Annotated in this window: 9 protein-coding genes; 6 read left to right on the plus strand and 3 right to left on the minus strand. The window is 46.6% G+C overall.

All coding sequences use genetic code 11. The features are described 5' to 3' along the window. Positions 1-42 precede the first annotated feature (42 nt). Complete coding sequence (locus QUA58_RS15715) at positions 43-1,596, minus strand: ATP-binding protein (RefSeq protein WP_333394758.1); 1,554 nt, start codon at positions 1,594-1,596, stop codon at positions 43-45. 651 nt (positions 1,597-2,247) lie between these two features. On the opposite strand from QUA58_RS15715, the gene QUA58_RS15720 reads away from it, so the two are divergent. From QUA58_RS15720 to QUA58_RS15745, 6 genes are all read left to right on the plus strand, one after another. After that, complete coding sequence (locus tag QUA58_RS15720) at positions 2,248-3,570, plus strand: AAA-like domain-containing protein (protein ID WP_333276658.1); 1,323 nt, start codon at positions 2,248-2,250, stop codon at positions 3,568-3,570. Between the two features lie 240 nt (positions 3,571-3,810). Further along, complete coding sequence (locus QUA58_RS15725) at positions 3,811-7,407, plus strand: AAA-like domain-containing protein (protein ID WP_333394759.1); 3,597 nt, start codon at positions 3,811-3,813, stop codon at positions 7,405-7,407. A 9-nt stretch (positions 7,408-7,416) separates the two neighbouring features. Then, positions 7,417-10,998 carry a WD40 domain-containing protein gene (locus QUA58_RS15730; protein ID WP_333394760.1) on the plus strand — a complete coding sequence of 1,194 codons (3,582 nt, stop codon included), beginning with the start codon at positions 7,417-7,419 and terminating at the stop codon, positions 10,996-10,998. A 27-nt stretch (positions 10,999-11,025) separates the two neighbouring features. Then, entirely contained in the window at positions 11,026-14,580 is a 3,555-nt protein-coding gene (locus QUA58_RS15735; RefSeq protein WP_333394761.1) for an AAA-like domain-containing protein, read from the plus strand. Positions 14,581-14,615: 35 nt separating this feature from the next. Further along, positions 14,616-15,260, plus strand: coding sequence for a Uma2 family endonuclease (locus QUA58_RS15740; RefSeq protein ID WP_333251400.1), 645 nt, complete (start codon positions 14,616-14,618; stop codon positions 15,258-15,260). Positions 15,261-15,262: 2 nt separating this feature from the next. After that, positions 15,263-18,976 (plus strand): WD40 domain-containing protein, encoded by a 3,714-nt coding sequence (locus QUA58_RS15745; RefSeq protein WP_333394763.1) that lies wholly within the window; start codon positions 15,263-15,265, stop codon positions 18,974-18,976. A gap of 128 nt (positions 18,977-19,104) precedes the next feature. Here QUA58_RS15745 and QUA58_RS15750 read toward each other — a convergent pair whose 3' ends face one another. Both QUA58_RS15750 and QUA58_RS15755 read right to left on the minus strand, forming a co-directional pair. After that, a complete protein-coding gene (locus QUA58_RS15750) occupies positions 19,105-22,386 on the minus strand; it encodes a DUF4347 domain-containing protein (RefSeq protein ID WP_333394764.1) in 3,282 nt (1,093 codons plus the stop codon). A gap of 901 nt (positions 22,387-23,287) precedes the next feature. Further along, on the minus strand, positions 23,288-24,665 hold a 1,378-nt coding region (locus QUA58_RS15755; RefSeq protein WP_333394765.1), incomplete at its 5' end, for a calcium-binding protein.

Consider the following 24,665-nt stretch of genomic DNA (forward strand, 5'->3'; position numbering starts at 1 on the left):
AACCCAAAATGGTAGCTGGATTCAGAATTATTTATTAACGCCTCAACCCAGCTTGTTCATAACAGCTTGCTTCTGCACTAGGTGGCGCTCGCCACATTGCGATCGCCAAGGAATTTCAATGATAAACTCAGTTCCTCTGGCAACCTCGGAAGTGCAGCGCAAATAACCTTCATGGGCTTGAATAATCTGATAAGAAATCGCCAAACCCAGCCCGGTACCAGCACCAATAGGTTTCGTTGTATAAAATGGATCGTAAATTTTAGCGATCGCATCATAATCTATGCCAGTGCCATTATCAGCAATGTGAATCTGCACCCACTTGCCATCAACTAAAAGCGTGCGAATGCGAATTTTTAGCAGTGGGCAATGGGCATTTTGTAAGTGGTCACATAAATTATTTTCCCAATAGCCGTTGGTCAAATCTCCCTGCTGTGACATCTGTTCTAAAGCATCAATAGCATTAGAACAAATATTCATAAATACTTGGTTAAGCTGCCCAGCGTAGCATTCTAATTCTGGCAAATCTCCATACTCTTTAATCACTTGAATCGGCGGACGGTTTGGTTGTTCTTTCAAGCGGTGCTGCAAAATCATTAAAGTGCTATCTAGTCCTTCATGAATATTTACCTTTTTCATGTCGGCTTCGTCTAACCGGGAGAAAGTTCGTAAAGATTTAACAATCTCCCTAATCCGCTCTGCTCCAATTTTGATTGAACCAAAAAGTTTTTGCAAGTCTTTTAAAATAAAATCGAGTTCGATAGTGTGAATCTTGTCTGCAATTTCCGGCGCAGGAGTGGGGTAATAAACTTGATAAGCCTTAATCAATGCCAAAATATCTTTAATGTATTCCTCAGCCGGAATCAGATTGCCATAAATGAAGTTAACAGGGTTATTTATCTCGTGGGCCACCCCAGCTACCATTTGCCCCAAAGAGGACATTTTTTCAGTTTGCACGAGTTGAGCTTGAGCGCCTTTAAGTTGTTGCAGAGCGTTCTCTAAATGCTGAGTTTGCTCTCGCAGTTTAGCTTCAGAGTGCCGCAATGAATTTTCCGCCAAAGAGCGATCGCGATTTTCTTGTAACAAAAGTTCATTGGTTGATTCTAAAGCCAGCGTCCTCTCCAGAACCCGTTTTTCCAATTCCAGCATTAATTCTGAGAGTGCTTCCTGAGCTTGTTTGCGATCGCCAATCTCATTTTGTAAAGCTACATTTGCCACCGCCAATTGAGCTGGACTGGGAATAGCCAAAATTTTTGGGATTAGTTCCACCAGCACTGCTGCTGTAGATAGCGAAATCAACGCCGTAATCGCTTTAAGAAAACCCGAGAACCAATAATTAGGATGCCACAGCGTCCATATTTCCATAATATGGGTAATCCCGCAGCAGACAATAAAAGAGCCAAACAGCATGAAAACCCAGTCAAACGGCACGTCTTGCCGCTTTTTAACAATATAAATCAGCGTTATCGGTATCAAAAAATAAGCGACGGCTATCAAACCATCGGACAAAACATGTAGCCCCACTAATCCGGGCTTCCACAAGTAGCAATGACCGTGAGGAATAAAGTAATTTGAAAACATTTTATGAACCATTTGCATCAAATTAACTCTGTTATTTGCTAATATTTTTTAGAGGGGGTTACAGGAGAATTTTAAAAAAGTGCTGGTACACAAATAATAATTAGACTTTGGTACTTAACACTTGTGATGAGTAAATGCAGCGATCTGAAACTACTTGTAATTAAATTAACATCAATCGACTCAGCTTTAGCAAAGTCAACTGTCACATTTTTAATCCTGCCTTCACTATCAACTGTGACACCGGCATGACATTTTGGCCAACGATAAAGAAAAACTGAGCGCAGATTCCTTTCCAGTAGGAGCGCCAGCGCCCATTGAAATTAGGTTATAGCACTCAGCGATCCGTCAGACAACGGGGAAATTACCAGATTTAACGCATATCAGGGATTTCACTTAACGAAGATAACCATTCTCCAAAGGCTGTAGAGGTGGGTTCACTCTTGTGCTCTTGAAGAGTGCAGACAGGTTAAAGACACCCGCCCCCACCCCGCGAGGGAATTTTTTATTGATGGTGATACTCTTCGGGGGAGAATTAACCGATGTGACCAATTACCCCCTGAGAAATGTCGCGACAGGATCGTGTCGCAATCCAATCGGCGATCGCTCTGAGCTTTACACTCCATCATAAGTGATAATATCAACGATACACTTATATGGTTATTGCCAGTTATGACGATAGATGAGGTACTACAGCTAACTCGTGTGCGATTACAAAAAGATTTATATCCAGTACAAGAAATCATACTCCGCCAAGTTTGGGAAGGAAAGACTTATACAAGTATCGCATCTGCCTCTCATTACGGAGAGCATTACCTGAGAAACATCGCCTCATCCTTGTGGCAATCTCTCTCTCAAATCTTGCAGACATCTATTAGCAAATCAAATTTTCGCTCTTGTGTAGAATCACGTTCCCTGACTGCAGAGGAACGAGAATTAATTGAATCCTTCACCCGCAGCCAATGCCTCGCAACACCTTTAGAATTTCCCGGCTCTCCCGTGCCCCTCGGTTCGCCATTTTATATCCCTCACCCGCTAATTGAAGAACTCGCCTATCGAGAGATTACCAAACCAGGAAGTGTGCTGCGGATTAAAGCTCCCAGGAAGATGGGAAAAAGTTCCCTTTTGCTACGGATTTTAGATCGCGCGACTTCTCTTGACTATCGAACTGTAAGTTTAGATTTTCAGCAAGCCGAGGAAGCTGTCTTAGCCAATATCGATAAATTTTTACGCTGGTTTTGTGCCAACATCAGCCGTAACCTAGAATTACCACCTCTATTAGAGGATTATTGGGATGAAGACATGGGTAGCAAAGTAAGCTGCACCATCTATTTACAACAATATATATTAGCACAAATAAGTACCCCTATTGTGTTAGCGTTAAATGAAGTAAATATAATTTTTGAACATCCAAAAATTGCCCGAGAATTTTTGCCGCTGCTGCGAAGCTGGCATGAAGAAGCAAAGCGGATTGAAACTTTGGGAAAACTGCGATTAATCGTTCTTCACTCCACAGAAATTTATATTCCTTTAAAGCTCACTGAATCGCCTTTTAATGTCGGTTTACCGCTGCAATTACCCTATTTTACAGAAGAGCAGATACTTGCTTTAGCCCAGCGTCACGGACTGGATTGGACAGAGGGTTCCGATGCCGATCGACTGATGGCAATGGTGGGGGGACATCCTTATCTGGTGCGGCTCGCTTTTTACCACCTCTGTCACAACAGTGTAACGCTAGATCAGCTACTACAAGAAGCTCCGACAATAGCGGGAATTTATAAAGATTACTTGCGGAGTTTTTGGGCAACATTGCAAGAGTATCCCGAACTGGCGGTTGCACTTAAACAAGTAGTAAAATCGGAACACGGAGTGGAATTAGATCCGATAGTGGCTTCTAAATTATTTAGTATAGGGCTGATTCATATCGATAACAACCGCTGTACGCTAAGCTGTGAGTTGTACCGCCTCTATTTTGGTTCGCACAACTTTATTTAGAGCAGGCTTTACAGTTTCTTTGCGTAATCCAATATCCCCCTTGAAAACTCGACGTTTTCTGGCGCTTAGAAATCGCTGCTATACAAATAAAGTCCGCCTACGCGCACTAAAAAAAGGGATAAATCAACCATAATTTAGCATAATTTATCATAACTTATATTATAATACAGCTCCAGCACCACATCCTTACCTCTAAATAAATTCCCTACATACTCAGCTTTAAACCCACCCATAAACCGCATGACCCAGGTAACATACCAAATTGGTGGCAGTCTCGCCAGTGATGCGCCTACATACGTAGTGCGGCAAGCAGATTCCGAACTTTATGAAGCCTTAAAAGCTGGGGAATTTTGTTACATCCTCAACTCGCGACAAATGGGCAAATCTTCTCTCTTAGTCCGTACCCTGCACCGATTGCAAGCAGAAGGATTTCAATGCAGCACGATCGACATGACCCGCATCGGTAGCGAAAATATCACTCCCTTACAGTGGTATAAAGGAATTGTTGGGGATTTGTGGCGCAGCTTCAATTTGTTAGGAAAAGTTAATTTAAAAACTTGGTGGCGCGACGAAGAAGAGGTTTCATTTTCGCAAAGATTGAGTCATTTTATTGAAGATATCGTGCTGGTCAATTTTCCTCACGAGCGGATATTTATATTCATCGATGAAATCGATAGCATTCTCAGTTTGGATTTCGCTGTCGATGATTTTTTTGCCTTAATTCGGTTTTGCTACAATCAGCGAGCGATTAATCCAGAGTATAACCGCATTACTTTTGCAATTTTTGGAGTAGCCACGCCAAGCGATTTAATTGCTGACAAAAAGCGAACTCCTTTTAATATCGGTCGTGCTATAGATTTGCGGGGTTTTGAATGGCATGAAGCCCAACTATTAGTTAAGGGATTAGAGAGTGCCGTCAGTAATCCTGATGCCGTTCTCAAACAAATATTAGCTTGGACTTCAGGACAGCCATTTCTCACCCATAAAATTTGCTATTTGGCGTATAGATCCAGCCTAGAAACGGCGGGAGGATTAGTAAATATTCCCCCTGGAACAGAGGCATTTTGGATGGATAGTTTGGTACGATCGCAAATCATCGATAAATGGGAATCGCAGGACGAACCGGAGCATTTAAAAACCATAGGCGATCGCCTCCTACGTGACGAACAACGCGCCGGAAGATTGCTAGGCATTTACCAGCAAATCTTGCAAAGTGTAGGGGCGGTGCCCCCGTGCCCGCCCGTCCCAACCGATGACAGCCGAGAACAAATCGAACTATTGCTATCGGGTTTAGTGGTAAAAACTGCAGGCTATTTGCAGGTAAAAAACAGAATTTATCAAGAAGTATTTAATATAGAATGGGTAGAGAAACAATTAGGGCAACTGCGTCCTTACTCCCAATCTTTCGATGCTTGGAGCGCTGCCAAACAAACAGATGATTCGCGCCTTTTGAGGGGACAAGCCTTAAAAGATGCTCAACTCTGGATGCAGGGAAAAAGTTTGAGCGATTTAGACTATCAATTTTTAGCAGCTAGCGCCGAACTCGACAAGCAAGAAATGCAACTGACCTTAGAAGCAGAAAGGTTAAAAGAAGTCGAAAAAAATGCCAGACGGCAAAAGTGGTTTATTGCTGCACTCTCTTTAGCATTAGCGATCGCCCTGTTTCTCGGAACAGCAGCTTTTTGGCAATATCGTCGAGCTACATTGAGCGAAATCGAAGCGATCGCCACCTCCTCCTCCGCCCTCTTCACCTTAGAGCAAAAATTAGACGCCCTCATCGCCGCCATCAAAGCCAAGCGCAAACTGCAACAACTGGGTAAAGCAAATCCCGAACTAGAAAAGCGCGTGCAATTATTACTAGAGCAGGCAGTTTATGGAGCTTCCGAGTTCAACCGCTTATCAGGACATCAGGCGACACTGTATAGATTAGCAATCAGTCCCGACGCTCAGACAATTGCCTCTGCAAGTACAGATAACGAGGTCAAACTCTGGCAGCGAGATGGCACCCTGATTGCGACTCTTCCCCACAACGGTATAGTGTGGAGGATGGCTTTTAGCCCCGACAGCAAACTCCTCGCTTGCGCCAGTGGAGAGGGCACAGTTAAAGTTTGGCAGCAAAAGGGAACGTCTTGGCCGGGTCCCAAACTCCTACACACCCTTGAGGGACACAGTAAGGAGTTTAACGGTGTGGCGTTCAGTCCAGATGGCGAGATTTTAGCTGCATCCGGTGAGAATAACACCGTTAAACTCTGGGACAAAAACGGCAATTTATTAACCATTCTCGATCGCACCGATGCAGTTCGGAGCCTGAGCTTTAGCCCCGACGGGGAAATGCTCGTTAGCGCAAGTGCGGAGGGTACGATCCGATTGTGGAAAAAAGACGGCCCATTCTGGGCCTCGGTAAAGTTACTGCGAACGTTTCAAGCACACAGCGCTGCCATTTGGGAGGTCAAGTTCAGTCCTGACGGCAAGATATTTGCCTCTGCGAGCATGGATAAGACTGTTAAACTTTGGCCCTCCCATGCCCCGTCAGACGAAGAGTTACAGCCCCTGCAAACCCTTAAAGGTCACGCATCTGGCGTTGAGAGTCTAGATTTCAGTCCTGACGGTGAGATTTTCGCCACAGCCAGCGGCGATCGCACAATCAAATTTTGGAGCAAAGACGGCAAAGATATCAGAACTTTTGCAGGACATCGCAGTGCCGTATGGAATATCGATTTCAGTCCTGACGGCAAATCAATTGCTTCCCTGGGTATAGGAAATGCTGTCAAACTTTGGCAGCCGAAAAACATTTTTTTCTTGCCCCTGCTAGGTCACGACGCTGCTGTTTATAGAGCTGCTTTCGCTCCTGACGGTAAAATCGTCGCCACTGCCAGTACAGACGGCACGGTGAAACTTTGGCGCGTCGATGGGGCAGGCACGGGGGCACTGCCCCTACGGACGCTTAAGGAGGGTACAGGGGGGCTTTGGGATGTGGCATTCAGTCCTGACGGTAAACTCATTGCAGTGGGGGGCGAAAAAACAGTTAAACTCTGGCACAAGGATGGCAGATTTCTGAGAGAAATCAACGCCCACAAAGGTGTAGTTTACGGAATTACTTGGAGTCCGGACGGTAAAATTATTGCCTCCGCAAGCTCAGACGGCACGGTGAAACTCTGGCAGCCAGACGGCGTGTTAGTGCGAACTCTGAAGCTAGATGGCAACGCCTTCTGGAGTGTGGCCTTTAGCCCTGATGGAAAAGCTTTAGCCGCCGTCGGTAGCAGCGGTACTCTCGCTATCTGGAAGCCCGATGGCACTTTGTTGCAGGCGATTGATGCCCATCAGGCTATGACTATGGGGGTCAGTTTCAGTCCCGATGGCAAGACTCTAGCCTCAGCCAGTACAGATGGCACCGCCAAACTCTGGAAATTAGATATCTCATCGACTCTTATTGACACCTCAGTTCCTCACTCTTCACAGCTTTTGCGAACGCTTAAAGGTCACGCACAGGGAGTGCAGGGAGTTTCCTTTAGCCCGGATGGTGAAATCGTCGCTACGGCAAGTCTAGATAACACGGTGAAACTCTGGAATAAAAATGGCATCTTGCTGAGGACGCTCACGGGACATAGAGGTTTGGTGACAAAAGTTTCCTTTAGTCCCGACGGCACTTTCCTTGTCTCCGCCAGCCATGACCAAACGGCGATTTTGTGGGATGTGAAGCGAATTCTCAATACAGATCCACTGGCTTTTGGTTGCAATTGGGTGCGGGATTATTTGCGAACAAATGCCGATGTGAAGGAGGAGGATAGACATTTGTGCGATGCCGTGGGCGATCGTGACATTCTCCGAAACAATTAACTATCAATTATGAAAGATTACTCTTACCACATTGGTGGCAGTCTCACAACTGATGCGCCTACCTATGTCGAACGCCAAGCCGATATCGAACTTTATCAAGCCTTAAAACGAGGCGAGTTTTGCTACATTCTCAATTCGCGACAAATGGGCAAATCTTCCCTTCTTGTTCGCACCTTGCACCGATTGCAAGCTGAAGGATTTCAATGCAGCACCATCGACATGACCCGCATCGGCAGTGAAAACATTACTCCCTTACAGTGGTACAAAGGAATCGTTGGGGATTTATGGCGCGGCTTCCATCTTTTAGGGCAACTTAACTTAAAAACTTGGTGGAAAGAACAAGAAGAAGTTTCTCTCCTGCAAAGATTGAGTCAATTTATTGAAGAGATTTTATTAGCCCAATTTCCCGAAAATCGAATTATTATATTTGTCGATGAGATTGATAGTATTTTAAGCTTAGAATTTCCCGTCGATGACTTTTTCGCCTTGATTCGTTATTGTTACAATCAACGAGCCATTAATCCAGAATACAACCGGATTACCTTCGCGATTTTTGGAGTAGCTGCGCCCAGCGATTTAATCGTCGATAAAAATCGGACACCTTTTAATATAGGACAAGCAGTAGATTTGCAGGGTTTTTCCTGGGAAGAAGCCTCTCCTTTAACTCAAGGGTTAGAGAGTGTAGTTAGTAATGCCGAGGCAATTATCAAATCAATATTAGCTTGGACTTCTGGGCAACCATTTCTGAGCCAAAAGCTGTGTCAATTGATAGTAAGAGCGACGCGAGAATCTCACAGTGACGTGCTGATAATTCCACCGGGAACTGAAGGATTTTTTGTGGAATCTGTCGTGCGATCGTACATCATCCAGAATTGGGAATCTCAAGATGAACCAGAGCATTTAAAGACGATCCGCGATCGCATCCTGAGAAACGAGCAACGTGCTGGCAGACTACTAGGCATCTATCAAAAAATCTTACAAGGAGTGGAAGTACCCACGGATGACTCGCGAGAACAGGTAGAACTATTGCTGTCTGGTTTGGTAGTAAAATCTCAGGGGTTTTTACAGGTAAGAAACCAGATTTATCAAGAAGTATTTAACAAAACATGGGTAGAAAAAAATCTCGCTTCCTTGCGTCCATACTCTCAAGCCTTTGATGCTTGGATAACGTCCAAGCAGACCGATAAATCCCGACTGTTGCGGGGAGAGGCATTGAAAAATGCTCAATCTTGGGCCCAGGGTAAAAGTTTGAGTGACTTAGATTATCAGTTTTTAGGCGCTTCTGAAGAATTAGACCGCAGAGAAATGCAGGTAGGATTGGAAGCAGAACGGGCTAAAGAAATTCAAGCCAGACTAACAGAAGAACAAAAAAGATTAGCTGTAGAGAAAAAAAGTTCTAGGCGGCAAAGATTTTTGCTTTTTGTAGTAACTATAGCATTAATTATCGCCTGTGCATTGGGGCTAGCGGTGTATTTTCAGTATCGGCAAACTGCTGTCAGCGAGATCAAAGCGATCGCCAAATCTTCCGAAGCCTTATTCGCCTCAAATCAAAAATTAGACGCATTCATAGAGGCAATCAGAGGAAAGCGACAACTGCAAAAGTTAGGTGGCGTAGACCCCGAACTCGAACGCTCAGTTAAAGAAGCCCTCCATCAAGCTGTTTATGGATCAGTTGACTATAATCATTTATCGGGGCATAACAATGTGGTTAATGATGTAACATTCAGTCCTGATGGGGAACTCATAGCCTCAGCTTCTGCCGATAAAACGATCGATCTTTGGGAAAAAGACGGTACAAGACTAGGAACGCTTCAAGGGCACAACAATGCAGTTTGGGGAGTCGTATTTAACCCCAGAGGGGATTTAATTGCTTCGGGTTCGGCGGATAAAACAGTTAAACTTTGGCGTAAAAACAGTACAAAATCAACCAAGGTCAAGCCGAATTATACCTTATGGCAGACCTTAAAAGGACATACCGATAATATTTCACAAGTCGCGATCGCTCCGAACAATCAGATTATTGCTTCCGCTTCTAAAGATAAAACAGTTAAACTCTGGAGTACAGACGGTAAACTGCTGAGAACTCTCACCGGACATACAGATGAAGTGAACAGCGTTGCCTTTAGCCCGGACAGTCAAACTATTGCATCTGCTTCTAAAGATCGAACCATCAAACTCTGGAATGCAGACGGTAAACTGATCAGAACCCTCACCGGACATACGGATAGAGTTATGAATGTTGCCTATGCGCCAAGCGCAGGCTACGCCAACAGCCCTTCAGAATATCTCATTGCCTCGGCGAGTGCGGATAAAACAGTCAAACTTTGGAAGCTTGACGGAACTTTAGTCAAAACTCTAACTGGACACAGCGACGCCGTGACCAAAATCGCTTTTAACCCTCAAGGTGGTTTGCTTGCCTCGGCAAGTCTAGACAGAACAGTCAAACTGTGGCAGCTTGATGGAACTCTGGTAAAAACCCTGTCAGTCGCTAAGGATGTCGTCTCTGGATTGGCTTGGAGTCCTGACGGGCAAATCTTTGCCTCATCCAGTTGGGATGGCCCGATTATGCTATGGAAGCTTGATGATAGTTTGCTCAAGACTCTTAACGGACATCAAGCATCGATTTACACCATAAAATTTAGTCCTGATGGAAAGACAATTGCCACCGCCAGTCGTGATAATACCGTTAAACTTTGGCGACTTGATGGTAGTTTAATTCGCACTTTCCCCAAACAAGCTGATAAAGTTTTCGGAGTTGATTTCAGCCCAAAGGGAGACACGATTGCTACAGGCGGTTATGACAGCACTGTTCGATTGTGGCGACTAGATGGAACCTTAATCAAGACTTTTACTGGACATCAAGGTAGAGTTTTCGCGGTTGATTTTCATCCAGATGGACAGTCACTCGCCTCGGCGGGTGAGGACAAAACGGTTAAAGTTTGGAGGATTGACGGCACCCAATTGGCAACTCTCAAAGGACATACCGATTACATTAACGGAGTGGCATTTAGCCCCGATGGAAAGCTGATTGCCTCTGGTAGTGTGGACGGCACAGTCAAACTTTGGCAGTGGGATAATGCGATCGCCTCTGGAAAGCGCAGCTACAAGCTTCTACACACTTTAACAAGCCATCGCCGTCAGGTAGCTGGAGTGGCATTTAGCCCTGACGGCAAGACTCTGGCTTCAGCAGGTATGGATAGCATGGTAAGACTTTGGCGGTTGGATGGTACAGAAATTCGAGCCTTAAAGGGACACAAAAATGGGGTATTCTCAGTGGCATTTAGCCCCGATGGCAAGACTCTCGCCTCAGCAAGTTTTGACGGCACTGTCAAACTTTGGAGGTACGATGGTCAAGAGCTTGAAACCTTAAAAGGACATAGCGATGGGGTGTTCGGAGTTACCTTTAGCCCTGATGGAAAGTTCATCGCCTCAGCAAGTCAGGATACCACAGCAATTGTGTGGAATTTAGAGCGAATTTTCCAGCTCGATTTTCTCCAGTATGGTTGCGACTGGGTGCGGGATTATTTGCGAACTAATGCCGAAGTCAAGGAGGAGGATAGGCATCTGTGCGATGCAGTGGGCGATCGCTAAATTATCCGAAAAAATTAACTATCAATTATGAAAGATTACTCTTATCAAATTGGTGGCAGTCTCACAACTGATGCGCCTACCTATGTCGAACGACAAGCAGATATCGAACTTTATCAAGCCTTAAAACGAGGCGAGTTTTGCTACGTTCTCAATTCTAGGCAAATGGGCAAATCTTCCCTTCTCGTTCGCACCCTGCACCGACTGCAAGCCGAAGGATTTCAATGCAGCACGATCGACATGACCCGCATCGGCAGCGAAAACATTACTCCCTTACAGTGGTATAAAGGAATTGTTGGGGATTTATGGCGTGGCTTCCATCTTGTAGGAAAAGTCAATTTAAAAACTTGGTGGCAAGAACAAGAAGAAGTTTCTCTCCTGCAAAGATTGAGTCAATTTATTGAAGAGATTTTATTAGTAAAATTTCCTCAAGAGCGAATTTTTATATTTGTCGATGAGATTGATAGTATTTTAAGCTTAGATTTTCCCGTTGATGACTTTTTCGCCTTGATTCGTTATTGTTACAACCAACGAGCCCTTAATCCAGAATACAACCGGATTACCTTCGTAATTTTCGGAGTAGCTACACCCAGCGATTTAATCGCCGATAAAAATCGGACACCTTTTAATATCGGACAATCGATCGATTTGTCAGGATTTAGCTTAGAAGAAGCGCAACCATTAGCGAAAGGGTTAGAAAAGGTCATAGCCAATCTGCAGGCAGTTCTCAAAGAAATCTTATATTGGACTGGAGGACAGCCCTTTTTAACACAAAAAATATGTGAATTAGTGGTAAGAATAGCTGGCGCATCCCACAGCGGCGATTTAAAAATACCACCGGGAACAGAGAATTTTTTTGTGGAATCATTGGTGAGAGAAAACATCATCAATAAATGGGAATCGCAAGATGAGCCTGAGCATTTCAAGACAATTCGGGAGCGCCTCATTCGCAACGAGCAACGCACTGCACGTAGCTTAGGTATCTATCAAAACCTCTTACAATATGGTGAAATTGAAGCGGATGATAGTCGAGAGCATATCGAACTGCTGCTATCGGGTTTGGTAGTAAAAAAACAAGGTTTTTTGAAGGTAAGAAACCCGATTTATCAAGAAGTCTTTAACCTGGAATGGGTAGAAAAACAGTTAGAGCAACTGCGTCCTTATTCCCAAGCTTTCAACGCTTGGATCGCTTCAAAACAAACCGATGAATCGCGATTGTTGCGCGGACAATCGCTAAAAGACGCTTCCTACTGGGCCCAGGGAAAAAGTTTGAGCGATTTGGATTATCACTTCTTAGCCGCTTCTCAAGAATTAGACAGGCTGGAAGTGCAGCAAGCGCTGGAAGCAGCGAGGCTCAGAGAAGTTGAAGCCAGACTCACAGAAGAACGCAAGCGGTTAGTTTTAGAGCGAGAGACGGCAAAGCGACAGCGGAGGTTTATTGGAGCGCTCAGTGGAGCACTGATAGTTGCGATCGCCTTTGCCTTCATCGCCCTCTGGCAATATCACCGCGCCGCACAGAGCGAAGTTCAAGCCCTCACCTCCTCATCTGCAGGGCAATTCGCCTCCCAACAGCGATTAGATGCCCTCGTGACTGCTATCAAAGCCAGACGCAGGATCGACAGCCTAGTTAATTCCAGCCCCCTGTTGCCATCTCAAGTTCAACAAGTGCTGCAACAAGCCATCTATGGAACGGCAGAATTCAATCGCCTGTTGGGGCATTCCAGCCCGGTTCTGGCAGTTGATGTCAGCCCAGACGGTCAACTCATCGCCACCGGAGGCGGCGACCAAACAGCCAAGATCTGGCAACGGGATGGCACCTTGCTGCATACTCTGCAACACACGATCAGCAGCGTCTACGCCCTTTGTTTTAGTCCCGACAGCCAGCGCCTGGTAACATCCAGCGTGGACGGCAATATTTATCTGTGGAGTCGGGAAGGCAAACTGCTCAAAACCTTTCAGGGACACAAGGCTGCGATCTGGGCGATCGCCGTGAGTCCAGACGGTCAGCGCATCGCCTCCGCCAGTGAAGACAGCACCATTCGCCTGTGGAGCATTGATGGCAAACCGCTCAAAACCCTGAGCGGACATCAAGGTTCGGTTTGGGGTGTTGCCTTTAGCCCGGATGGAAACCTGCTAGCCTCTAGCAGCACAGATAATACGGTCAAGGTCTGGACTCTAGATGGCGAACTCGTGAGAACCCTGGAAGGTCACAGCGCAAGCGTTTGGGACGTTGATTTCGCTTTACTTGCAGACAATAGCGGTGCAAAACGTCCCGCCATTATCTCTGCCAGCGCTGACAACACTGTCAAACTCTGGCAACCCGACGGAACCCTGCTGCGAACTCTTAGCGGTCACAGTGCGGAAGTGTTTGAAGTCGCTGTCAGTACAGCAGGTGATGTGATTGCTTCCGCTAGCGCCGACCAAACCATCAACCTCTGGAAGCCGGACGGGACACTTTTGAAAGTCCTTAAAGGGCATCAATCTGGAATTCGCGGGCTTGCTTTTATTCCCAACAGTCAAATGGTTGTCTCTGCTAGCGACGACAATACCGCTCGACTCTGGAATCCGACAAACCCCTTCTCGAAAGTCCTTTACGGACATGGCGGCACGATTTGGGATGTGGATTTCTCCCCCGAAGGTCAGATGCTAGCTTCCGCCTCTTCCGATGGCAGTTTCAAACTGTGGGCCCGAGACGGCACGTTGCTGAAGTCTTTTGCCGGAAACGAGACTGCCGTTCACTCGGTTGCTTTCCTCTCTGGTGCCAGCACCAATCCTGCGATCGCACCTTTCCTTGCTACCGCTAGTGAAGATAAAACAATTAAATTCTGGCAGTTCGACGGGACGCTACTGAAAACCATAACAGGTCATGAAGCTGGTGTTTGGGATATCTCCCCAAGTCCAGATGGTCAGCTAATTGCTTCTGCTAGCAACGATAAAACCGTGAAACTGTGGAAAAAGGACGGGAGGGCGGGTACGGGGGCACCGCCCCTACGAACTTTCACAGGGCATCAAGCTAGGGTTTACGATGTGGACTTTACCCCTGACGGACAGAGGCTGCTTTCAGCCAGTAGCGACAGCACGGCTCGGTTGTGGAGTCTTGACGGTAGGTTTTCCAAGACCCTAAAGGGTCATCGCAGCCCTGTTTGGGAAGTTGCCATCAGTCCTGACGGTCGCACTTTGGCAACTGCCAGCAGGGATGACACGATTAAACTCTGGACGATCGATGGTACGTTGCTCAAAACCCTCAAGGGAAATACTAGAGGCCTCATGGCGGTTGATTTCAGTCCTGACGGTCAAATGCTGGTGGGGGGTGGCTCAACTGGCGCACTCAAACTCTGGAAAACAGACGGGACAGAAATAACGACGCTAATCGGACATGAAGGGAACATTTGGGGGGTGGCGTTTAGTCCCGATGGTAAACAGATTGCCTCCGCCGGGGACGATCGCACAGTCATTTTATGGGATGTGGAGCGCATTCTCAAACTCGATGAACTGGGTTATGCGTGCGATCGCGTGCGGGATTATCTGCGAACAAATGCCGATGTGAAGGAGGAAGATAGACATTTGTGCGATCGAATTCACTAAATTAGAATAAAGACAACCTAAAGGAGATAATACTAATGTTTACAAGCGATCTCAAAACGCTACTTGACCAACAAGCGCTCCAACGCCAAGATCCTGAATGCCGCTACATTACCGATCGCGTTAACTGGGAGCAATATGAAGCCTTGCTCGCCAGAAATGGCGATACTTCGGCATATCGAGTCACGTATTTAGATGGAGCCTTAGAAATTATTTCACCGTCCCGCCGCCATGAAAACAGAAAAACTCGCATTGGGAATCTCCTAGAAATTTACTTCCTAGAAGCAGACATCAACTATTTTCCTTTCGGCTCTACAACCCTGCGACGAGAGGAGAAAAGCGGCGGTACCGAACCCGATGAAGCTTACTGCATTGGCACAGACAAAGAATTTCCAGACCTGGCAATTGAGGTAATTGTTACCAGCGGTGGGATTAACAAATTGGAAATTTACAGAAGGCTGAATGTTAAAGAAGTTTGGTTCTGGCAAAATAACCGATTCAGCCTCTACTACCTGCGAGAAGAAATCCCTGTTAAATTTGTCCAAACCTGCGGTTATGAACCAATTGCTCGCAGCGCGGTTCTCCCTAATCTGGATATAGAATTGCTGGCAGAATACATTCGATATCCCAATTCGCTAATAGCAGCTAAGGAATTTAGACAACGGCTGCGCTCTGGTGCTTAAAGATGAGTAAACTCGAATATCAAGTCGGCGGAAGTCTTGCCAAAAACGCCTCTACCTATGTGAGCCGAAAAGCAGATTTGCAACTATATGAAGCCTTAAAAACTGGTGATTTTTGTTATGTCCTCAACTCGCGACAAATGGGAAAATCTTCCCTATTAGTCCGTACCCTACACCGACTCAAATCACAAGGCTATCAATGCACTACCCTCGATTTAACTCGTACCGGTAGCGAAAATATTACCCCATTGCAGTGGTATAAAGGAGTCGCCGCCGAACTGTGGCGCGGCTTCAATCTTTTAGGGAAAATCAACTTAAAAACTTGGTGGCGAGATGAAGAAGAAGTTTCCCTACTGCAAAGATTAAGTCATTTTATAGAAAATATTCTGCTCGTCCAATTCCCCCAAGATAAAATTTTTATATTTGTTGATGAAATTGATAGTATTTTAGGCTTAGATTTTCCCGTTGATGACTTTTTTGCCTTAATTCGGTTTTGCTACAACCAACGCGCCATTAATCCAGAGTATAATCGCCTTACCTTTGCCATTTTTGGAGTCGCTACCCCTAGCGACTTAATCGCTGACAAAAATCGGACTCCATTTAATATTGGAACGGCAATTGATTTGCCAGGATTTACCTTTGAGGAAGCGCAGCCTTTATTGGTGGGATTAGAAGCAAGCGTAAACAATGCCGATCTGGTCTTAAAAGAAATCTTAAATTGGACTGGCGGGCAACCTTTTCTCACGCAAAAGCTTTGTAACATAGTAGTAAATATTAGTCAACAAATTGATATAAAACTTTTAACTATTCCTCCCGGCACGGAGGCATTTTGGGTAGAAAATTTAGTGCGATCGCGCATCATCGACCATTGGCAAGCCTGCGACGAACCAGAGCATTTAAAAACTATCCGCGATCGCATCCTTCGCAACGAACAAAAGGCCGGTAGATTGCTCGGAATTTACCAGCAAATCTTACAATCCGAACCCCCCCTAACCCCCCCTTATCAAGGGGGGGGACAATCCGAACCCCCCTTAAGAAGGGGGGCAGGGGGGATCTCAACCGATGACTCAGAACCCTGCTTATTAACGGGGATAGGGGGGATCTCAACCGATGACAGCCCAGAACAAATAGAACTCATCCTCTCTGGGTTGGTGGTGAAAGAGCAAAGTTTACTGAAAGTAAAAAACCGCATTTACGAACAAGTTTTTAACCTAAAATGGGTAGAAAAACAATTAGGACAACTGCGGCCTTATTCTCAAACCTTTGATGCGTGGGTGACTTCCAAGCAGCAAGATTTATCGCGGCTGTTGCGGGGACAAGCTTTGAAAGATGCTCAAAGTTGGGCGCACCTTAAAAGTTTGAGCGATTTAGACTATCAATTTTTAGCCGCTTCTGAAGAAATAGATCGGCGCGAAGTACAACAAGCATTAGAAGCAGAACGCACTCAAGAAATTGAAGCAAGACTAGCCGAAAAACAAAAAAGATTAATTCAAGAAACCACAGCAGCCAAACAACAAAGAATCTTATTATTTGCAGTCAGTATGGCATTACTGCTGGCCTGCGGGTTGGGAATAGCAACGTTTTTTCAATATCGCAAAGCCACAGCAAGCGAACGGCAAGCGCGGGTGAGCGAAATTCAAGCACTGACATCTTCTTCTGACGCACTGTTTGCTTCTAATCGCAAGTTGGATGCGCTGATAGAAGCGATTAAAGCAAAACGAAAAGTGCAAAAACTAGGTGGGGTAGGTGTCGATACCGCTGGTCGAGTTGACAATGTACTGAGGCAAGCTGTTTACGAAGCAGATGAATACAACCGTTTATCGGGGCATAAAGCGGCTGTTCTCGGAGTTGATATTAGTCCTGACAGTGAGTTTATTGCCTCAGCAAGTGTGGATAAAACTATCAAACTGTGGCGGCGGGACGGAACGGAAATAGCAACGCTAAAAGGTCATCAGGCGATCGTGCGATCGGTCAAATTTAGCCCGGACGGTCAGTTTATTGCTTCTGGAAGTGATGATGGGACTGTAAAACTTTGGAAACTGGATAGGGCAGGCACGGGGGCACTGCCCCTACGAACTTTTCAGGGTCATAGTGCTAGTATCTGGACAGTGGCATTCAGTCCCGACGGTCAAACAATTGCCTCTGCCAGCATGGACAAAACGGTGAAACTCTGGAACAAAAACGGGGCAGGCACGGGGGCACTGCCCCTACGAACTCTCCAGGGTCATACTGCTGGGATACCCTCAGTGGCTTTTAGTCCAGACGGTAAGACTGTTGCTACCGCAAGTGGAGACAAAACGGTGAAACTCTGGAACAAAAACGGGGCAGGCACGGGGGCACTGCCCCTACGAACTCTCCGGGGTCATACTTCTGTGGTATCCGCAGTGGCGTTTAGTCCTGACGGTCAGATTGTTGCTACCGGAAGTGGAGACAAAACGGTGAAACTCTGGACAGTTAATGGGGCGGGCACGGGGGCACTGCCCCTACGAACGCTTGAAGGTCATTCTGCTGTAATATCTGGAGTTGTTTTCAGTCCAGACGGTCAGACCATCGCTACGGCAAGTCGGGATGGGACTGTAAAACTATGGAATGTTGACGACGGAACAGAACTGACGACTTTTAGAGGTCACACTGCTGGGATTTGGGGGATGGCTTGGAGTCCTGACGGCAGTTTTATTGCTTCGGCGGGTGCAGAAAATACGGTGAGGCTGTGGCAGAGTCACAACCCTTTGCGGACGATTATTAGTGCACATAAAGCTGGGATTTGGGCGATCGCACTGAGTGCGGATAGTTCTACAATTGCCACAGGCAGCGAGGATGGCACGACTAAACTTTGGAGTCGGCAAGGCAAATTGTTGAGGACTTTCACTGGACAAAATACTGCGATTTATGCTGTTGCACTGAGTCGCGATGGCAAGTTAATTGCTTCTGGCACAAACGATAATCAGGTGAATATCTGGACTCGAAACGGAAATGCGATCGCAACTTTGGTAGGTCATAACGCTACGGTTTTTGGATTGGCTTTCAGTCCTGACGGTCAAATTCTTGCTTCTAGCAGTCAAGATAATACGATTAAACTTTGGCGGCCCAATGGTACTTTATTGCATACTATGACAGGACATTATGCTCCTGTTTGGCAGGTGGTATTTAGCCCGGACGGTCAGCTAATTGCCTCGGCTGGGGGCGATGGTACTGTTAAGTTGTGGAAGCTTGACGGGGCAGGCACGGGGGCACTGCCCCTACGAACTTTTCGAGGTCATACTGCTGCGGTGTGGAGGGTGGCGTTTAGCCCTGACGGTAAATTTCTTGTTTCGGGCAGTGGGGACAATACTGTTAAGATTTGGACTGTGGATGGTAAGTTAGTGAGAACTCTTGAAGGTCACGCGGCGGCGGTTTGGGGGGTGGCATTTAGCCCGGACGGTAAGATTATTGCTTCTGGTAGTGTAGATAATACGGTGAAGTTGTGGAACTCTGACGGTACGGAATTAACGACTCTCAGAGGTAACTCTGGGGCGATTCGGGGGGTGGCGTATAGTGGGGATGGGGCGTTTGTGGCTTCTGTGAGTGAGGATAATACGCTGATTTTGTGGAATGTCGAGCAAGTTTTGAATCTGGATTTATTGAGTTACGGGTGCGATCGCCTGCGGGATTATTTGCGGACAAATGCGATGGTGGAAAAGGGCGATCGCTTGTTGTGCGATCGTATTGGAACGGAATAACATCAAGTCCGCTTTATTATAGCAATCCTTGCAGGAGTCGTAAATTTTTTCCCTCACTCCAACCCTGCCCCGAACCGGCTCGATCGGGAGTAAGAAATTCACAAATGATGCGAGGATTGCTATAATAACTACAGAGTAATGAAATCGCTAGCGGTAAGAATACCGGGGGTAATATTGTTAAGCTTCGCCAACAATTGATTAGTGTCCGTCACAGTAATCAAAGTCTGATTGTTGCTGGAAGTAATACTGAGTTGATTAAAACTCAAACCAGAATTCAACCCAATTAAATCCTCACCCTTGCGGAAATCAGTAATGATGTCGCTACCAAAACTTTGATTGAGGAAAAACACATCATTTCCCGAACCTCCCGTCAAAGTATCATCCCCAACATCCCCGGAAAGGAAATCATCCCCAGCACCGCCACTGAGGATATCATTACCTTTGCCGCCGTACATGGTATCGTTACCGATGTCGCCACAGAGCACATCGTTTTCATTGCCGCCCAACAGCAAGTCGTTGCCCTCACCGCCATCGAGACTGTCGTTTTCTTTGCCGCCGTAAAGCGTGTCATTTCCCAAGTCGCCAAAAATCAGGTCTGCACCTTCATTGCCAAACACAATATCGTTGCCGTTTCCAGCATTAATTGTGTCATTTCCTAAGTTGCCTAAAATGTAGTCGTCGCCATCTTCGCCCAGCAAGATATCGTCATCTTTACCGCCAAAAATGCTGTCGTTACCAAGGCCGCCGGCAACTGTATCATTGCCGAGATCTCCCCTCAACAAGTCGTCGCCATCTCCGCCAACAACAGTGTCATTATCTTTGCCAGCGTAGATGGTATCGTTGCCAGCGCCGCCAGAGATGAAATCGCTGCCTTCATTGCCAAAAATTGAGTCGTTATCTGCGCCGCCGTCAATGTTGTCATTGCCGCCCATGCCGTAGAGAGTATCGTTGCCGGCTTGTCCGTTAATGGAGTCGTTGATGCCACCGCCCATGATGAAATCGGTAGTGTCGCCACCGTTGATAGTTTGTTGGACGGGGTTGGGGGTGATGGTGGCAGGATCTAGTTGCGGGGCGTTGAGGCTATCGAGTAGGCAATCATCTGCAGGCGGAGTTGGAGTCGGTGCGGGAGTTGGTGTCGGCGGCGGAGTCGGCGCCGGAGTTGGAGTTGGCGCCGGAGTCGGTGTGGGTGTCGGAGCTGGTGTTGGAGTTGGAGTCGGTGTGGGAGTTGGTGTCGGAGTCGGTGTTGGCGCGGGTGTGGGAGTGGGTACAGGAGTCGGAGTCGGTGTTGGGGTGACAGTACCGTTAAATTCATAGGCACCACTATCAGCAATTATGCTTCCATTACTATCACCGTCAACGCGAGTTTGTCCCCTCTCATCAGTAGCAGGTGCACCAGCAGCAATACCCCGATCAATTGCCGGACTTCCTGCTAGCAAAGGCATCACAGAGAAACCATTAATAGTTTGCAAAACATCCAATTTAGGGTCAGCAATAGTCACAGCATCTGTGACATTAAAATCACTGGAGTCATTAGGATTTTTGGCTGGCCATTGAAAATTGCCACCGCCATCACTAAATTTGCTGTTACCAGCATTTTGTTTGATATTCCAAGCATTGCCACCATTATTTGCGGTATTGTTAGCAACAATTGTATTTTTGAGAGTAATTTGTGAACCACCACCCCAAAATGCTCCGCCTTGAAATCCTGCTGAATTCTTAGCAATAGTGCTGTTGACAATGCTAATGGATTCAAGAGTATTCAACATCATTGCACCACCCAAACCACTTTTGCCACTAGCGTCTTCTGCTTTATTCCCTGCAAAGGTACTGTTGATAATAGTACCGGGAGATTTTTCTCCTACCCATAAAGCACCACCTTGACTCTGCGCTAAGTTGTTGGAAAAAGTAGTGTTGCTGATTGTAAATTCGCCGTTGCCAATTCGTAAACCGCCACCAAGTGAATCGCCATTGGAACCTTTAGTTACTTGGTTGTTGACGATTGTACTGCCTTCAATAATAATTTTGTCTGCGGGATAGACAAACAGGAACATCCCGCCACCTTGTCCTGCACCTTTGTTGCCCTCAAAGCGACTGTTCCGAATTGCGATCGTGCCACCAACGGGCCCAGGTGTACTATTTGCACCGGAAGCATTAGCACCATCGGTGTAAATTGCACCACCATAACCACTGGTATTTCCTCCGGTTCCAGCGGTAGAATCGTTATTTAAGAAAGTAGAATTTTCGACGGTTAGGTTGCCTAAAAGGTGGTTAATTGCTCCGCCGTTAATGCCTTTGTTGTTGGTGAAAGTAGAGCCTTTGACAGTGAGAGAACTGCCGCTTTTTGTGGCAATCGCACCGCCGCCACGTTCGCTGTTAGCCGATCGCCCATCATTGCCTTCAAATGTACTATTAAGCACATTTGTGGTACTCTTAAAGCCTGTATAAATCCCACCAGCGTAACCAGCGACGTTATTATTGACTTGGCAATTTTCTAAATTTAAAGTGCTGTTACCGCCAGTTTGAATCCCACCACCTGCGCTAGTTACCTCATTATTCGGATCGCTTCCAGAAGCTTTACCGTTGGCAACAATCAGGTTTTTGAGAGTAACATTGGTTGAACCTTCAGTGAGGATAACCCGCGAAGCATTGTTGCCACTGATGGTTAAATTGGCTGCACCAACTGCATCAATTGTCAAGTTTTTGTTGATGACAAGTTGACCGGAAGTGAGGGTAATTGTTTGATTGGCAAGAGTGGAGGCAAATTGAATGGTGTCGCCAGCTGCTGCGGAGGCGATCGCACTTCTCAAGGAACCAGCCCCGCTATCATTATTGTTGGTAACGGTAATAGTCGCTAAAGTCCCTCGGTAATCCGCCATTGCCTCTGGAGTCAAGGCTAGCGGTGCTTCAATATCACCCTTGGCAAACTCCAAATTCCAGTTACCGCCGCGGCCAGTGCGATCGCTAGATGCCGCAATATCAGCCCCGGTTAACTCGCCCAGGCGATCGACAAAATCACTTCCCGAACCCGCCGCAACATCGCAACCGTAAAGCACAATATCTGCTTTGTCGCTTAGCGCATTTCGCCACCCTTGCAACTGGCTTTCATATTGCGGCAAATTATCCGAATTCAGCGTTGCAGAACCTAGCTGCAAGCTGCCAGAATTGCCGTGAGAAAAAATGTGAACTTGATCTACAGTTCCTCCCGCAGCAGAAATTGTTTGCAGTTTCGCAGTAATTTGCTCGACTCCGTTACCATTTTTATCTAAAATGATGAGTTCGGCACCGGGAAGCACGCCACCCGCAAGAGTTTGATAGTCATCTAAGTCGGAATCAATGAAGACAATAGATTTAGAACCAGCATTGCGGAGAACAGATTGTGAATCCATGTTGATGGCAAAAGTTGAACTCATTTCGCATACCCATGAGAATGTTTACTATTTGCTGGTAGATTCACCTTGAAAGCAGAAGGCTAAAGATGCAGAATGCAGTAGGCAGGATTAAAACCTCGGTGCTCCATCGGGGAGATTAAAATTTAGTGGAAAACTTTAATTTTATCCCTAAGTGAAATCCGAGACTTGTCTCCCTAATCAGCTTAAGCTGTGTGAAAATTGCGATTTTTTTAGCAATTAACAGCAGAGGATGTAATTTCAGTTGACAGTTGACAGTTGACAGTTGATAGCGACCTCTACCTGGAAGGAAGAGGATTGGAGTAATGAATAGTCTTCTTTTAATTTCTCCCGATCAGGGAGAGGCTTTAAACCAATTTTTTTTGGTAAATAGTCCGGCACGGGGAACCTCTCTATGTAGATTGGCTATGCACACCCTTAGCCAGATAAGTAGTGCATTAAACCATTTTGTAGCCTTGGTCAGTTAAATTCCAAAAAATTTTTCTGGAGTTGCAAATTTCTGACAATTGCTCTAGCTATTACCTGATACATTCACCTTAGCTAAAACCAGGAAAATCGCCTAAAGATTTGATTAATTTAACTTTTTTGTGGCTCGAAAAAAGTTCCCAAAAATCAGAAATTTAGTGGCTAAAAAAGCTGGCTTTATTCGGGCGCTGCTTATGGCTAGCCAGCTCAGGATTGCAATAGACGGATGTGCCTAATTCTAGGTGTGGGCGATCGGCAATAAACAAGATTTATTACCGATCGCTGTTGAAAAGAATCAGATCGAGCGATCCTATTCGTTGGCGTAGCCCCCGTAGGGGCGGGCTGCGCTAACGTCATCCACCAAATTTCAGGATTTTGAGAGCTTTCTTCACCACTTCTAAGCGGGCTGGCTGCTTATAGTGAACCCTACCCCAGGCAGTTAGATTGTTACCTGAGTGAAATCGGTAGCAGTCAGAATACCGGGTGTAATACCGTTAAGCTTCGCCAACAATTGATTAGTGTCCGTCACAGTAATCAAAGTCTGATTGTTGCTGGAAGTAATACTGAGTTGATTAAAACTCAAACCAGAATTCAACCCAATTAAATCCTCACCCTTGCGGAAATCAGTAATGATGTCGCTACCAAAACTTTGATTGAGGAAAAACACATCATTTCCCGAACCTCCAGTCAATGTATCGTCCCCAACATCCCCGGAAAGGAAATCGTCCCCAGCACCGCCACTGAGGATATCATTACCTTTGCCGCCGTACATGGTATCGTTACCGATGTCGCCGAACAGCACATCGTTTTCATTGCCGCCGAACAGCAAGTCGCTGCCCTCACCGCCATCGAGACTGTCGTTTTCTTTGCCGCCATAAAGCGTGTCATTTCCCAATAAGCCAAAAATTAGGTCTGCACCTTCATTGCCAAAGGCAATATCGTTGCCGTTTCCAGCATTAATTGTGTCATTTCCTAAGTTGCCTAAAATGTAGTCGTCTCCATCTTCACCGAGTAAGATATCGTCATCTTTACCGCCGAAAATGCTGTCGTTGCCAAGGCCGCCGGCAACTGTATCATTGCCTAAATCTCCCCTCAACAAGTCGTCGCCCTCACCACCAACCACAGTGTCATTATCTTTGCCAGCGTAGATGGTATCGTTGCCAGCGTCGCCAGAGATGAAATCGCTGCCTCCATTGCCGAAGATTGAGTCGTTATCTGCACCGCCGTCAATGTTGTCATTGCCGCCCATACCGTAAAGAATATCGTTGCCGACAAGTCCGTTAATCGACTCGTTGATGACACCGCCCATGATGAAATCGGCATCGTTACCGCCGTTGATAGTTTCTTGGACGGGGTTGGGGGTGATGGTGGCAGAGTCGAGTTGCGGGGCGTTGAGGCTATCGAGCAGGGAACCATCCGATGCCGGAGTTGGTGTCGGTGCGGGAGTTGGTGTCGGCGGCGGAGTCGGCGCCGGAGTTGGAGTCGGCGCCGGAGTCGGTGTGGGTGTCGGAGTGGGTTCCGGTGTGGGAGTCGGAGTGGGTGTCGGAGTGGGTGTCGGAGTGGGTTCCGGTGTGGGTGTCGGAGTGGGTTCCGGTGTGGGTGTCGGAGTCTCAGTTGGAATCGGTGTCGGAGTTGGAGTCGGCGCCGGTGTCGGAGTTGGCGCCGGAGTCGGTGTGGGAGTTGGAGTGGGTTCCGGTGTCGGAGTTGGCGCCGGAGTCGGTGTGGGAGTTGGAGTTGGCGCCGGTGTCGGAGTTGGCGCCGGAGTCGGTGTGGGAGTTGGAGTTGGCGCCGGTGTCGGAGTTGGCGCCGGAGTCGGT

Source organism: Microcoleus sp. N9_A1 (assembly GCF_036701795.1).
Lineage (GTDB): Bacteria > Cyanobacteriota > Cyanobacteriia > Cyanobacteriales > Microcoleaceae > Microcoleus.

Coding starts and splice junctions, on each gene's coding strand:
- QUA58_RS15715 (WP_333394758.1), bottom strand. CDS start 1,596: ATGCAAATGGTTCATAAAATGTTTTCAAATTACTTTATTCCTCACGGT.
- QUA58_RS15720 (WP_333276658.1), top strand. CDS start 2,248: ATGACGATAGATGAGGTACTACAGCTAACTCGTGTGCGATTACAAAAA.
- QUA58_RS15725 (WP_333394759.1), top strand. CDS start 3,811: ATGACCCAGGTAACATACCAAATTGGTGGCAGTCTCGCCAGTGATGCG.
- QUA58_RS15730 (WP_333394760.1), top strand. CDS start 7,417: ATGAAAGATTACTCTTACCACATTGGTGGCAGTCTCACAACTGATGCG.
- QUA58_RS15735 (WP_333394761.1), top strand. CDS start 11,026: ATGAAAGATTACTCTTATCAAATTGGTGGCAGTCTCACAACTGATGCG.
- QUA58_RS15740 (WP_333251400.1), top strand. CDS start 14,616: ATGTTTACAAGCGATCTCAAAACGCTACTTGACCAACAAGCGCTCCAA.
- QUA58_RS15745 (WP_333394763.1), top strand. CDS start 15,263: ATGAGTAAACTCGAATATCAAGTCGGCGGAAGTCTTGCCAAAAACGCC.
- QUA58_RS15750 (WP_333394764.1), bottom strand. CDS start 22,386: ATGAGTTCAACTTTTGCCATCAACATGGATTCACAATCTGTTCTCCGC.